Source organism: Pseudomonas sp. So3.2b (assembly GCF_019464415.1).
Taxonomy (GTDB): Bacteria; Pseudomonadota; Gammaproteobacteria; order Pseudomonadales; family Pseudomonadaceae; genus Aquipseudomonas; species Aquipseudomonas shahriarae.
This window is the reverse complement of the sequence record NZ_CP080494.1, coordinates 5,503,575-5,516,483: the sequence shown is the minus strand read 5'-3', so window position 1 is coordinate 5,516,483 and position 12,909 is coordinate 5,503,575. Positions and strand designations below refer to the sequence as shown.

The following is a 12,909-nucleotide window of genomic DNA, read 5'->3' as shown; positions in this document are numbered from 1 at the left end:
ATGGGTATTGATCTTCCGCTGATCTGGGCCGTGATCATCATCTTCGGCATCATGATGTACGTGGTCATGGACGGTTTTGACCTGGGGATCGGCATTCTCTTCCCGTTTATCCCGGGCAAGACCGACCGTGACGTAATGATGAACACCGTCGCCCCGGTGTGGGACGGCAACGAGACCTGGCTGGTGCTGGGGGGCGCGGCGTTGTTCGGCGCGTTCCCGCTGGCCTACTCGGTGGTGCTCTCGGCGCTGTACCTGCCGCTGATCCTGATGCTGATCGGGCTGATCTTCCGTGGTGTGGCTTTTGAGTTCCGTTTCAAGGCCAAGGATGACAAACGCCACCTATGGGACAAGGCGTTTATCGGCGGCTCGCTGGCGGCGACTTTCTTTCAGGGCGTGGCACTGGGGGCATTCATTGAAGGCATTCCGGTGGTTGACCGCCAGTTCGCCGGCGGCTCACTGGACTGGCTCTCGCCGTTTGCCCTGTTCTGCGGCGTGGCCCTGATCGTGGCGTATGCGCTGCTGGGCTGCACCTGGCTGATCATGAAGACCGAAGGCAAGTTGCAGGAGCAGATGCACAACCTGGCGCGGCCCCTGGCGTTCGTGGTGTTGGCGGTGATTGGCATTGTCAGCATCTGGACGCCCCTGGCCCACCCGGACATCGCCTCGCGCTGGTTCACCCTGCCGAACCTGTTCTGGTTCCTGCCGGTGCCGATCCTGGTGTTGGTGACCATGTATGCGCTGGTGCGTGCCGTGGCCCGCAACGCCCATTACGCGCCGTTCCTGTTGACGCTGGTGTTGATCTTCCTGGGCTACAGCGGCCTGGGCATCAGCCTGTGGCCGAACATCATCCCGCCTTCGGTCTCGATCTGGGAGGCTGCCGCGCCGCCACAGAGCCAGGGCTTTATGCTGGTGGGCACGCTGTTCATCATCCCTTTCATCCTGGGTTACACCTTCTGGAGCTACTACGTGTTCCGCGGCAAGGTGACCCATGAAGACGGCTATCACTAGGAGGCTTGGACCATGACCGGTAAACCTTCACTGGACGAGATCGAACAGGCCGAGAAAAAGCCGCTGTGGCAGCGCCTGGGCTGGCTGGCGATGATCTGGACCGGCAGCGTCCTGGCCCTGTTCGTGGTGGCCAGCCTGATGCGCATGTTCATGAACGCCGCGGGCCTGAGCACCCACTGACATCCCGCACCTTTATGACCCTCCTCACGGAGGGTTTTTTTGCCTGGGTTTACTTGCGTGCCTTGAGGATCACGAACTTGGGCGTCGCCGCTACCTGCTCCACACCACGGAACAGCCGCGCCAGCTTGCTGTGATAACCCAGGTGACGGTTGCCGACGATATACAAGGCGCCGCCCACCACCAGTGCCTCGCGGGCCTGCTGGAACATGCGCCAGGCGAGGAAGTCCCCCACCACCTGTTGCTGGTGGAACGGTGGGTTGCACAGCACCACGTCCAACGATTGCGGCTCCTGGTCCGCCAGGCCGTCGCCGGGGCGAATCGTCACTGGCCGCTCACCCAGCGCCGCGCGCCAGTTCTCGGCGGCCGATTGCACAGCCATATAGGATTCGTCCACCAAGGTGTACTGCGCCTCGGGGTTTTGCAGGGCACTGGCGATGGCCAGGACCCCATTGCCGCAACCCAGGTCCGCCACGCGGGCGCTGCCCAGGTTGGATGGCAGGTGCGGCAGAAAGGCACGGGTGCCGATGTCCAGGCCTTCACGGCAGAACACATTGGCGTGGTTGAGCAGCTCGATGGCCGGCGCGTCCAGGCGATAACGCGTGGGGTAGGGCGAGACCACCCGGGGCCGATCAGCCAGGGTGGCAATCAGCAACCGGGCCTTTTTCACTGCCAGCGACGCGTGCATCGGCCCGATGTAGCGCTCCAGCAGTTCACCGGCGGCGCGGGGCAGATGCTTGACCATGGCGCCTGCGATCACTTCGGCGCCGGGCGCCAGTTGGCCCTGCAGGCGGATCAGTTGTTCTTCCAGTAGCGCCAGGGTTTTCGGCACTCGGATCAGCACGCGGTCGAAGGGCCCGCTCGGCACTTGGCTGGCAGGCACGAACGACACGGCATCGAAGGTCTTGTGGTTGCGCACCAGGTTTTTTTGCAACGCCTGGGTGCCTAGAAACGAATCACCACTGGTGGTGACACGCATCTGCCCTTCAAGGCTGGCCGCCAGCGCGCCAAAGCTGTCATTGAGCACCAGCACGCGGGTGCTGCTGGCCGGTTGCTGCTCGGCCAGGTAGGCGAGCAGATACCCGTCAGCCGCATCGAAGGCTTGCAGCGGTTCGTTTGGCTGCTCGGGCTGGCGGATCAGGTCGAGTTGGGCGAAGGGGCTATCGAGCAGGGGCATGGCGGGGGAAACTCTGGATAATCGACGGGTGTTCCAGGCTAGGCGAGGAACCTTCTGAGTGGACTGCGACGCGGGCTTTGACGAGCGGCGTCATCACTCAGAACTGGCCGTAAATGTTACGTTTTTTTCTCCGGGATTACATTCGGTGTTTTCAAGAGGATTTGAGCCGGTTGCGCTTAAAAAAGACCGTTTCTCACGGCGCTGATCACGGCGGCGATTTTATTGCTGACCCCCAGCTTCCTCATCGCACTGCTGATGTGAAAACCGACGGTACGTTCCGATAGGCAGAGAATTGTGGCGATATCAGCCGCAGTTTTGCCCAGTGCCGACCATTGCAGGATCTCTGTCTCGCGGCTGGTGAGTTTGGTGGGGCACTGGAAAGTCGGCCCCAGGCTGTAGGTTTGCGCCGCCACGGCATGCAAGGCATGGCATATCCACAGAACCTGGCCCGCTTTTTCATAGAGCTCATGGGCCTGCACCGGCCCCTTGCGTCGTCCCAGGTTGATCATACTGAAGAAGCCCCGGAAATCGTGCACCGACTGGGCCCAGCCGAAATTCAGGCCTTGGGCTTGTACGTGAGCCCACATGTCAGGTACTGCGGAAAAGGTTTTCTCTTCCCATACAAGCGGCAGCACATCGCGCTTACAGTGAACAACCAAAGGGTCGATTTCAAAGTAGTTTTCTGTTTTGTAGATTTTGTTCCATTCATCCGGATAGTTGTTGAGATGGATACTTCTGTTAGGGCGGTAGAGAGCATTGGAGCCCATGATAAAACCGCAATATTCAAAACCTAGCTCATAGGTAATGTTCAGAGCGGCTTCAAACATCGTCGTTACCTCATCTTCACCTTCAAGTTTGGGTAATCGTGTGTTTCGCCAGTTGACCATCGGTAACACTCCCTGAGTTTCACGCTGATTGTTTGCGACGCACGTCCTCATAGCGTCACCGAATCGAGTGTAGGACAGCATGCAAAACTGGGGTGGGAATTTTCGCACTTAGCAGGGCGTTTCTTATTGTTAATAATCTTCCTCGCGCCTTGTAAGACGTGGCGGGTGGTGGCCGTGATTCAGATTTAATACATATTTTTCATTGGCTTGCCGAAAAGCCTGGCGGCGTGGCACCGATGGTTGTTAGTGGGAAGCAGCGCCTGTGGGGAGAAGGTAATAGCTAAATGTTTTTAGTTGAAATCATATTGCTATCGCTCTGTTTTTTTATATTCAAGCGTAGGGCGTTCGGCTTTTCTGCGCGGATAAATCACCTGGATGGATGTCACTACAAACCAGCGGTGTTTCCAGGCTCCGCTTTGGGCCACACTAGGGGTTACCTGTAGACCGGAGCCCCCCATGACGGCCAGTGCGGAAAAATTCACACGCCAGACCTTGCTTGATGTGCAGTCGTTGACCCCCAGCCTGTTTACCCTGCGGACCACTCGCGACGCGGGTTTTCGCTTTGTCGCCGGGCAGTTTGTGCGCCTGGGTGTGACCAAGCCCGATGGAAGCCTGGTGTGGCGCGCCTATTCGGTGGTGTCGTCGCCCTTCGACGAGTTCCTCGAGTTTTTCTCGATTGTGGTGCCGGGCGGTGAGTTCACCAGTGAGTTGAGCCGCCTGCGGGTGGGTGATGAGCTGCTGGTGGAGCGACAGGCCACGGGTTTCTTGACCCTGAACCGCTTTGTCGATGGCCGCGACTTGTGGCTGCTGGGCACGGGCACCGGGATTGCGCCGTTTCTGTCGATCCTGCAGGACTTTGAAGTCTGGGAAAAATTCGAGCGGATTATCCTGGTCTATAGCGCCAGGGAAGCCAGGGAGCTGGCTTACCAGACCCTTATCAAGGAACTGGCTGAGCGTGAGTACCTGAGCGAACACGCCCATAAACTCACCTACCTGCCCATCGTCACCCGGGAGCAGCACCCAGGGGCATTGAATGGGCGTATCACCACCCTGATCGAAAATGGCGAATTGGAACGCGCGGCAGGCGTGGCGCTGACACCGGAACATTCGCGGGTGATGATTTGCGGCAACCCGCAGATGATTGATGACACCCGGCAATTGCTCAAGCAACGCGATATGCAGTTAAGCCTGACGCGTCGGCCAGGGCAGGTGGCGGTAGAAAACTACTGGTAAAAAAAGGCGCCCGGTGAGAGGCGCCTTTTTAGTAGCTGACAGGTATTGCGGATCGGCTACAGCGGCTTGTTGTTCTGGGCCTTGAGCAGATCGCGGATCTCCCCCAGCAATTCCTCTTCCTTGGTGGGCACCGGTGGCAGGCTTGGCGCAGCCGCTTCTTCACGCTTGAGGCGGTTGATGGCCTTGACGCCCATGAAGATCGCGAACGCGACGATCACGAAGTCGATGATGCTCTGGATGAATTTGCCATAGGCCAGGACCACCGCCGGAATATCGCCCTGGGCCGCCTTGAGCGTTACTGCCAGATCACCGAAGTCCACACCGCCGATCAGCAGACCGATAGGCGGCATCACCACGTCGCCTACAAAGGACGAAACAATTTTGCCGAAGGCGGCGCCGATGATAATACCGACCGCCATGTCGACCACATTACCTTTGACCGCGAAGGCCTTGAACTCACTGATCACGCCCATAGGTTATTCCTTGTTACAGTTGAGAGGAGAGGAACTCAGTGTAAATCAGTCTGCAAGAGCTTGCTCGACACAACGGTTAACACTGTTCGTTGTAATCGACACATTAAAACGCAAATAGTTTGCAAAGTGCCATCAGTCGCGCGCGAAATACCCGTTATTTCAGGGCCTTACCACACTATTTTTTTAATCGTGATGGTGTGGGTTTTCTATTTATCTTCTGGCGTCAGCATCACTAGCCTCTGGCAAGCACCCATAAAAGTGCATTAAAAAAACCAGAGGATTGCATGATGAAAAACCTTATTAGTCGCAGGTCTATTGCTGCGCGCAATGTGCTTTTGATTGCCAGTACCAGCCTGTTGTCGTTAGCCGTCAGTGCCGCCAACCTGACCCGCGATAATGGTGCAGCGGTGGGTGATAACCAGAACTCGCAGACCGCCGGCGCAAACGGCCCGGTCTTGCTGCAGGATGTGCAACTGATCCAGAAACTGCAGCGTTTTGATCGTGAGCGTATCCCCGAGCGCGTGGTGCATGCCCGCGGCACCGGCGCCCACGGCACCTTCACCGTCACCGACAACCTCAGCGACCTGACCAAGGCCAAAGTGTTTGCCGCCGGTGAGGCCACGCCGGTGTTTGTGCGTTTCTCTGCCGTCGTCCACGGCAACCACTCCCCGGAAACCCTGCGCGACCCGCGCGGCTTCGCCACCAAGTTCTATACCTCCGAAGGTAACTGGGACCTGGTCGGCAACAACTTCCCGACGTTCTTTATCCGCGATGCCATCAAGTTCCCGGACATGGTGCATGCCTTCAAGCCCGACCCGCGCACTAACCTGGATGACGACTCCCGTCGTTTCGACTTCTTCTCCCATGTTCCAGAGTCCACCCGCACCCTCACCGAGTTGTACTCGGACTCCGGCACACCGGCCAGTTACCGGGAGATGGACGGCAATGGCGTACATGCCTACAAGTTGATCAATGCCAAGGGTGAAGTGCACTACGTCAAGTTTCACTGGAAGAGCCTGCAAGGCATCAAGAACCTGGACCCCAAGGAGGTCGTGCAAGTGCAAGGGCGTGATTACAGCCATATGACCAACGACTTGGTTACTCACATCAACAAGGGCGACTTCCCCAAGTGGGACTTGTATGTGCAAGTGCTCAAGCCTGAAGAACTGGCCAAGTTTGATTTCGATCCCCTGGATGCCACTAAGATCTGGCCCGATGTTCCCGAGCGCAAAGTCGGGCAAATGGTGCTGAACCGCAATCCGGCCAATGTCTTCCAGGAAACCGAGCAAGTGGCCATGGCCCCGGCCAACCTGGTACCAGGTATCGAACCGTCGGAGGACCGCTTGTTACAAGGTCGGGTGTTCTCCTATGCCGATACGCAAATGTACCGTCTGGGCGCCAATGCCCTGCAACTGCCGATCAACGCTCCACGGGTCACCGTCAATAACGGCAACCAGGATGGTGCGATGAACTTTGGCAAGACCAGCACGGGCGTGAACTACCAGCCAAGCCGCCTGATGCCGCGGGAAGAGCCGCAAAGTGCGCGTTACAGCCAGATGCCCCTGGCCGGCAGCACCCAGCAGGTGAAAATCCAGCGCGAGCAGAACTTCAAGCAGGCGGGCGACTTGTATCGTTCCTACAGCAAGAAAGAGCGCCAGGACTTGATCGAAAACTTCGGTGGCTCCCTGGCAACCACGGATGACGTCAGCAAGCACATCATCCTGTCATTCCTCTACAAGGCCGACCCGGAGTACGGCACGGGCGTGGCCAAAGTGGCCAAGGGCGATCTGGCGCGGGTCAAGGCACTGGCTGAAAAGCTGACCGACTAATCCACCCCTCCTGTAGGAACGAGCTTGTCGCCGCCAGTTCAAGCTCGCTCCTACAGGGACCTGCAGAGGATGTTGATGATGCGTAACTTTATAGGGGCACTACTGGCCTGCTGGTCCTTGAGTGTGTTCGCCGACCCGCAGGCCCTCAAGGCGCAGTTACAGGATTACTACTTCGACGCTGCCCGACGTGGCGACGTGGAAATGCTCAAGACTTTTATCGAATCCGGCTATTCCCTGAATACCGTCGATGACAAGGGCTACACCGCGCTGATCCTCAGCGCCTATCACGGGCACGAACCGGCCGTGGAGCAACTGCTGGCAGCCGGTGCCGATGCCTGTGTGCAGGATAAACGCGGCAATACGGCGCTGATGGGCGCGATCTTCAAGGGCGAGTTGCGCATTGCCCGGCGTTTGCTGGGCACCGCCTGCAACCCCGACCAACGCAACGGCGCCGGACAGACGGCGGCCATGTATGCCGGGCTGTTCAAGCGCGTCGAACTGCTCGATGCGCTCAAGGCCCAGGGCGCCGACCTGAATGCCGAAGACCCGCTGGGCAACAGCGCTACACGATTGGCCAACGGTGAAATCCGTACCGCAGCGCCACGCTGAGCTATCATCGCGGTTTTTCGGTTGGAGGTTCTCAGATGGCAAAGGCCAAGCGCATGTACGGCTGCACAGAGTGCGGCGCGACCTTTCCCAAATGGGCGGGCCAGTGTGGCGAGTGTGGGGCGTGGAACACCCTCACGGAAACCATGATTGAAAGCGGTGGCGCCGCAGCTCCCAGCGGGCGCTCCGGCTGGACCGGGCAACAAGCCCAGATCAAGACCCTGGCGGAAGTCAGCGTCGAGGAAATCCCGCGCTTTTCCACGGCGTCCGGCGAGCTCGACCGGGTACTCGGTGGTGGCCTGGTGGACGGCTCGGTGGTGCTGATCGGTGGCGATCCGGGCATCGGCAAGTCGACCATCCTCTTGCAGACCCTGTGCAGCATCGCCAGCCGCATGCCAGCCCTGTACGTCACCGGCGAAGAATCCCAGCAACAGGTGGCCATGCGCGCCCGCCGCCTGGGCTTGCCCCAGGACCAATTGCGGGTCATGACCGAGACCTGTATCGAAAGCATTATCGCCACCGCCCGCGTGGAAAAACCCAAGGTGATGGTGATCGACTCGATCCAGACGATCTTCACCGAGCAACTGCAATCGGCGCCGGGAGGGGTGTCCCAGGTGCGGGAAAGTGCGGCGTTGCTGGTGCGTTACGCGAAACAGAGCGGCACGGCGATTTTCCTGGTGGGCCATGTCACCAAGGAAGGCGCACTGGCCGGCCCGCGCGTGCTGGAGCATATGGTGGATACGGTGCTGTATTTCGAGGGCGAGTCCGATGGGCGCCTGCGCCTGTTGCGGGCGGTGAAAAACCGTTTTGGCGCGGTCAACGAGCTGGGGGTGTTCGCCATGACGGACCGGGGGCTGAAAGAAGTCTCCAACCCTTCGGCGATCTTTCTGACCCGCGCCCAGGAAGAAGTACCGGGCAGCGTGGTGATGGCAACGTGGGAAGGTACCCGGCCAATGCTGGTGGAAGTCCAGGCTTTGGTGGACGACAGCCATCTGGCCAACCCGCGCCGCGTGACCCTGGGCCTGGATCAGAACCGCCTGGCGATGTTGCTGGCGGTATTGCATCGCCATGGCGGGATTCCGACCCATGACCAGGACGTGTTCCTCAACGTGGTCGGCGGCGTCAAGGTGCTGGAAACCGCGTCTGACCTGGCCTTGATGGCGGCGGTCATGTCGAGCCTACGCAATCGGCCGTTGCCCCATGACCTGTTGGTATTTGGTGAAGTGGGCCTGTCGGGCGAGGTACGCCCGGTGCCCAGCGGCCAGGAGCGCCTCAAGGAAGCCGCCAAGCATGGTTTCAAGCGTGCCATCGTGCCCAAGGGCAACGCGCCGAAGGAGGCGCCGCCCGGGTTGCAGGTGATTGCGGTGACGCGGCTGGAACAGGCACTGGATGCCTTGTTCGAATAACCCGAAGTACCACAGAACCCTGTAGGAGATGGCTTGCTTGCAATGGTGTCGAATCAGTCGCTGCGTCCCTGACTGACACGCCGCCATCGCAGGCAAGCCAGCTCCTACATTGATGTGTGCACATCGTCAGATGTTCAGCAGCTCGCCCAGCTCCCGATGCAGCTCCTCTTCATCCCCCAGGTTCAGCTCGATCAGCCTGCGCAAATGGCTGATCGAGTCCAGGTCGATATATTCGCAGACGAACCCCAGTTGCCCCTTTTCGTCATGGCTCAGTCGCACTTGCATGCTCACGTCGGTGTCGGCGTCCAGGTGAATGTCCACATCAAAGGGCTCGTCACCCTTGCCCAGCCATGGCGCAGGCTTTTGCACCAGCAACCCTTTGAGCGATAAATCCACCAGTTGCACCGGCCATTGCTGGCCGTTTTGCTTAAGTTCGGTCTTGGCATTGAAGGCAATCCGCCGAAAACGGCGTCGATCTGACGGCTGGTCGCTCATGGTGAAACCCTCTGTTAGTCCAGGGATTGTAGCCTTGCGCCATTATCGGGCGTTTATTTCTGTTTTTTTCGCCCCGGCAAGGCTCTAGACCAACGTAGGGGGCTGGTCTTTAGGGCACAGCGCGCTAAACTCGGACTGGCTGTCTTTCTGTCCACCCTGGCTGGAATATAAAAATGAAAAATAATAATAGCCTGCTCCGCCATCTACCCTGGCTGTTGCTGGCAATCGTAGGAGCGTGCGCCCTGGGCGTAGTGGCTTTGCGGCGCGGCGAGGCAATCAACGCCTTGTGGATTGTAGTCGCGGCAGTCGCCATTTATCTGGTGGCTTATCGTTACTACAGCCTGTTCATCGCAAATAACGTGATGCAACTCGATCCACGGCGGGCCACCCCCGCAGTGATCAACAACGACGGTCTGGACTATGTGCCGACCAACAAACATATTCTCTTCGGTCACCACTTTGCCGCCATTGCCGGCGCGGGGCCTCTGGTCGGCCCGGTACTGGCTGCACAGATGGGCTACCTGCCCGGTACCCTGTGGCTGATTGCCGGCGTGGTGCTGGCGGGTGCGGTGCAGGACTTCATGATTCTGTTCCTGTCCACCCGTCGCAACGGCCGCTCCCTGGGGGACATGGTTCGCGAAGAAATGGGCCGCATTCCCGGGACTATCGCGCTGTTTGGCTGCTTCCTGATCATGATCATCATCCTCGCGGTGCTGTCGCTGATCGTGGTCAAGGCCCTGGCCGAAAGCCCGTGGGGCATCTTCACGGTGATGGCGACCATCCCGATCGCGATGTTCATGGGCGTGTACATGCGCTACATCCGTCCGGGCCGCATCGGCGAAATTTCGATCATTGGCGTGCTGTTGCTGCTGGGTTCGATCTGGCTCGGCGGGCAGATTGCCGCTGATCCGGTATGGGCCAAGGCCTTCACCTTCACCGGGATCCAGATCACCTGGATGCTGGTTGGCTACGGATTCGTGGCCGCGGTACTGCCGGTGTGGCTGATCCTGGCCCCGCGCGACTACCTGTCTACCTTCCTGAAAATCGGCACCATTATCGCCCTGGCGATTGGCATCCTGGTCACCATGCCTGACCTGAAAATGCCGGCGCTGACCCAGTTTATCGACGGCACTGGCCCGGTGTGGAAGGGCGGCCTGTTCCCGTTCCTGTTCATCACCATCGCCTGTGGTGCGGTATCGGGTTTCCACGCGCTGATTTCCTCGGGCACCACGCCCAAGCTGTTGGCCAATGAAGCCCACTCGCGCTACATCGGTTATGGCGGCATGTTGATGGAGTCGTTCGTCGCCATCATGGCCATGGTTGCCGCTTCGGTGATCGAGCCAGGCGTGTACTTCGCCATGAACAGCCCTGCGGCGATTGTCGGCAGTGATGTGGTGACTGTTGCGCAAACCGTCAGCAGCTGGGGCTTTGCGATTACCCCGGAAGCGCTGCAAGCGGTGGCCAATGACATCGGTGAAACCACCATCCTGGCCCGTGCCGGCGGTGCGCCGACCCTGGCGGTCGGCATCGCGCAAATCCTGCACAGTGTGCTGCCGGGTGAAAACACCATGGCGTTCTGGTACCACTTTGCAATCCTGTTCGAAGCGCTGTTCATCCTGACCGCTGTGGACGCCGGTACCCGTGCCGGGCGCTTCATGCTCCAGGATCTGCTCGGTTCCTTCGTGCCGGCGCTCAAGCGTACCGAGTCCTGGACGGCCAACCTGATCGCCACTGCAGGCTGTGTGGCGATGTGGGGCTACTTGCTGTACCAGGGCGTGATCGACCCGCTGGGTGGTATCAACACCTTGTGGCCGCTGTTCGGCATCTCCAACCAGATGCTGGCCGGTATCGCGCTGATGCTCGCCACCGTTGTGCTGATCAAAATGAAGCGCCAGCGCTACATCTGGGTGACCCTGCTGCCGGCTGTCTGGCTGCTGATCTGCACCACCACCGCAGGCTTCATCAAGCTGTTCGACGCCAACCCGGCGATCGGCTTCCTGTCGCTGGCCAAGAAGTACAGCGATGCGCTGGCCAATGGGCAGATCCTGGCCCCGGCCAAGAGTATCGACCAGATGCAGCACGTGATCTGGAACGCCTACACCAACGCGACGTTGACGGTGTTGTTCCTGTTCGTGGTCTTCAGCATCCTGTTCTATGCCATCAAGGTCGGCGTTGCCGCCTGGGGCACCAAGGAACGTACGGATAAAGAAGCACCATTCCAAGCCATGCCGGACGCGTGATAGAGGGTTGCAGACATGTTCAATGACATCGGTCGCCTCGGTAAATACCTCGGTCAGGCTGCACGCCTGATGGTCGGCATGCCCGACTACGACACCTACGTCGAGCATATGCAAACCAAGCACCCGGACAAGCCGTTGATGGACTACAAGGCGTTCTTCCGGGAGCGCCAGGAAGCCCGTTACGGCGGCAAGGGCGGGCCCAAGTGCTGTTGATCCAATAGGGTTGGGCCTATGTGATCCCCTGTGGGAGCGGGCTTGTGTGGGAGCGGGCTTGCTCGCGATAGCATCACCTCGGTATACCAGATAGACCGAGTTGCCTGCATCGCGAGCAAGCCCGCTCCCACACAAGCCCGCTCCCACATTTGTTTTGTGTTTCCTCAAGGAGAATATTTTGTCCTCTCCCATCCCCGTCACCGTCCTCAGCGGCTTCCTCGGCGCTGGCAAGACCACCTTGTTGCGCCATCTGCTCAAGGCCGAGCACGGCTTGAAAATCGCCGTGATCGAAAACGAATTCAGTGACGCCGGCATCGACACCCAGCTATTGGGCGATGAGCCGGTCCAGGTCATGACCCTGTCCAACGGTTGCGTGTGCTGCACCATCCACACCGACCTGACCAAAGCCCTGTACCTGCTGCTCGAACGCCTGGACAGCGGCGAGATCGCCTTCGACCGCCTGGTGATCGAGTGCACCGGTCTGGCTGACCCGGCGCCGGTGGCCCAGACCTTTTTTATCGACGAGGAATTGCGCGAGCGCTATCTCCTCGACGGCATCATCACCCTGGTGGACGCGGCCCACGCCGAGCACCACCTGACCCAGACCATCGCCCAGGCCCAGATCGGCTTTGCCGACCGCCTGCTGATAAGCAAGCGCGACCTGGTGGACGACGCCAGCTTCGAGGCGCTCAGTCAACGCCTGACCCGCATCAACCGTCGTGCGCCGATTCGTGTGGTGGAACATGGCAAGATCGACCTGGCTGAGCTGCTGGACGTGCGCGGCTTTAACCTCAACGCCGGCATGACCCTGCGCCCGGTCAGCCAGGCGCCGTCCATCGACCGTATCTCCAGCCTGGTGCTGCGCACCGACCAGCCGCTGGATATCGACCGGCTCAGTGAGTTCATGAACGAACTGTTGGAAGAACACGGCAAACAACTGCTGCGTTACAAGGGCGTGCTGAACATCGCCGGGGAAGATCGGCGCATGGTGTTCCAGGGCGTGCTCAAGCTCTACGGGTTCGATTGGGACACCGAATGGGCCGAGGGTGAGGCGCGGGAGAGTGTGATTGTGTTTATTGCCGATGAGTTGCCGGAAGACAAGATCCGCGAAGGCTTCCAGCGGGTCTACCAACCCTGACTTGAAACGCGGTCAACAGGCATAAAA

13 protein-coding genes are annotated in these 12,909 nt (G+C 59.5%); 9 read left to right on the top strand and 4 right to left on the bottom strand.

Features of this window, described 5'->3' with window-relative positions; translation table 11 throughout:
- Together cydB and K1X80_RS24835 are read left to right on the top strand one after the other, a co-directional pair.
- Positions 1-1,008 carry a cytochrome d ubiquinol oxidase subunit II gene (gene cydB, locus K1X80_RS24840; RefSeq protein ID WP_057958376.1) on the top strand — a complete coding sequence of 336 codons (1,008 nt, stop codon included), beginning with the start codon at positions 1-3 and terminating at the stop codon, positions 1,006-1,008.
- Positions 1,009-1,020: 12 nt separating this feature from the next.
- Positions 1,021-1,188 carry a DUF2474 domain-containing protein gene (locus K1X80_RS24835; protein WP_081044180.1) on the top strand — a complete coding sequence of 56 codons (168 nt, stop codon included), beginning with the start codon at positions 1,021-1,023 and terminating at the stop codon, positions 1,186-1,188.
- 49 nt (positions 1,189-1,237) lie between these two features.
- Here the strand turns inward: K1X80_RS24835 and K1X80_RS24830 are convergent, their stop codons facing one another.
- On the bottom strand, positions 1,238-2,362 hold the full coding sequence (locus tag K1X80_RS24830) for a class I SAM-dependent methyltransferase (protein ID WP_220172542.1): 1,125 nt from the start codon (positions 2,360-2,362) through the stop codon (positions 1,238-1,240).
- A gap of 176 nt (positions 2,363-2,538) precedes the next feature.
- Entirely contained in the window at positions 2,539-3,249 is a 711-nt protein-coding gene (locus tag K1X80_RS24825; RefSeq protein ID WP_057441143.1) for a LuxR family transcriptional regulator, read from the bottom strand.
- A gap of 456 nt (positions 3,250-3,705) precedes the next feature.
- On the opposite strand from K1X80_RS24825, the gene K1X80_RS24820 reads away from it, so the two are divergent.
- Positions 3,706-4,482 carry a ferredoxin--NADP reductase gene (locus K1X80_RS24820; protein ID WP_057441142.1) on the top strand — a complete coding sequence of 259 codons (777 nt, stop codon included), beginning with the start codon at positions 3,706-3,708 and terminating at the stop codon, positions 4,480-4,482.
- Positions 4,483-4,538: 56 nt separating this feature from the next.
- On the opposite strand, the gene mscL is transcribed toward K1X80_RS24820, so the two are convergent.
- Complete coding sequence (gene mscL / locus K1X80_RS24815) at positions 4,539-4,955, bottom strand: large-conductance mechanosensitive channel protein MscL (protein ID WP_057441140.1); 417 nt, start codon at positions 4,953-4,955, stop codon at positions 4,539-4,541.
- A 287-nt stretch (positions 4,956-5,242) separates the two neighbouring features.
- Here mscL and K1X80_RS24810 point away from each other — a divergent pair, with 287 nt between their 5' ends.
- The 3 genes from K1X80_RS24810 (at position 5,243) to radA (ending at position 8,796) form a co-directional block, all read left to right on the top strand.
- Entirely contained in the window at positions 5,243-6,784 is a 1,542-nt protein-coding gene (locus tag K1X80_RS24810; protein WP_220172541.1) for a catalase, read from the top strand.
- 78 nt (positions 6,785-6,862) lie between these two features.
- Positions 6,863-7,393 (top strand): ankyrin repeat domain-containing protein, encoded by a 531-nt coding sequence (locus K1X80_RS24805; protein WP_186625038.1) that lies wholly within the window; start codon positions 6,863-6,865, stop codon positions 7,391-7,393.
- Positions 7,394-7,428: 35 nt separating this feature from the next.
- Positions 7,429-8,796, top strand: coding sequence for a DNA repair protein RadA (radA, locus tag K1X80_RS24800; protein WP_057441136.1), 1,368 nt, complete (start codon positions 7,429-7,431; stop codon positions 8,794-8,796).
- A 126-nt stretch (positions 8,797-8,922) separates the two neighbouring features.
- On the opposite strand, the gene K1X80_RS24795 is transcribed toward radA, so the two are convergent.
- A complete protein-coding gene (locus K1X80_RS24795) occupies positions 8,923-9,291 on the bottom strand; it encodes a PilZ domain-containing protein (protein WP_057441134.1) in 369 nt (122 codons plus the stop codon).
- Positions 9,292-9,464: 173 nt separating this feature from the next.
- Between K1X80_RS24795 and K1X80_RS24790 the strand changes: the two genes are divergently transcribed.
- The 3 genes from K1X80_RS24790 to yjiA all read left to right on the top strand — a co-directional run bounded on the left by K1X80_RS24790 (position 9,465) and on the right by yjiA (position 12,882).
- Complete coding sequence (locus K1X80_RS24790; RefSeq protein WP_057958380.1) at positions 9,465-11,531, top strand: carbon starvation CstA family protein; 2,067 nt, start codon at positions 9,465-9,467, stop codon at positions 11,529-11,531.
- A 15-nt stretch (positions 11,532-11,546) separates the two neighbouring features.
- Complete coding sequence (locus K1X80_RS24785) at positions 11,547-11,744, top strand: YbdD/YjiX family protein (protein ID WP_057441132.1); 198 nt, start codon at positions 11,547-11,549, stop codon at positions 11,742-11,744.
- A gap of 178 nt (positions 11,745-11,922) precedes the next feature.
- Entirely contained in the window at positions 11,923-12,882 is a 960-nt protein-coding gene (yjiA, locus tag K1X80_RS24780) for a GTPase (RefSeq protein ID WP_169990509.1), read from the top strand.
- The last annotated feature ends 27 nt before the right edge of the window (positions 12,883-12,909 follow it).

Bases quoted from the DNA above. Each gene is read 5' to 3' on its own strand.
- K1X80_RS24810 (WP_220172541.1), top strand. From the start codon at position 5,243: ATGAAAAACCTTATTAGTCGCAGGTCTATTGCTGCGCGCAATGTGCTT.
- radA (WP_057441136.1), top strand. From the start codon at position 7,429: ATGGCAAAGGCCAAGCGCATGTACGGCTGCACAGAGTGCGGCGCGACC.
- K1X80_RS24825 (WP_057441143.1), bottom strand. From the start codon at position 3,249: ATGGTCAACTGGCGAAACACACGATTACCCAAACTTGAAGGTGAAGAT.
- K1X80_RS24785 (WP_057441132.1), top strand. From the start codon at position 11,547: ATGTTCAATGACATCGGTCGCCTCGGTAAATACCTCGGTCAGGCTGCA.
- K1X80_RS24820 (WP_057441142.1), top strand. From the start codon at position 3,706: ATGACGGCCAGTGCGGAAAAATTCACACGCCAGACCTTGCTTGATGTG.
- K1X80_RS24835 (WP_081044180.1), top strand. From the start codon at position 1,021: ATGACCGGTAAACCTTCACTGGACGAGATCGAACAGGCCGAGAAAAAG.
- cydB (WP_057958376.1), top strand. From the start codon at position 1: ATGGGTATTGATCTTCCGCTGATCTGGGCCGTGATCATCATCTTCGGC.
- K1X80_RS24805 (WP_186625038.1), top strand. From the start codon at position 6,863: ATGCGTAACTTTATAGGGGCACTACTGGCCTGCTGGTCCTTGAGTGTG.
- mscL (WP_057441140.1), bottom strand. From the start codon at position 4,955: ATGGGCGTGATCAGTGAGTTCAAGGCCTTCGCGGTCAAAGGTAATGTG.
- K1X80_RS24795 (WP_057441134.1), bottom strand. From the start codon at position 9,291: ATGAGCGACCAGCCGTCAGATCGACGCCGTTTTCGGCGGATTGCCTTC.
- K1X80_RS24830 (WP_220172542.1), bottom strand. From the start codon at position 2,362: ATGCCCCTGCTCGATAGCCCCTTCGCCCAACTCGACCTGATCCGCCAG.
- K1X80_RS24790 (WP_057958380.1), top strand. From the start codon at position 9,465: ATGAAAAATAATAATAGCCTGCTCCGCCATCTACCCTGGCTGTTGCTG.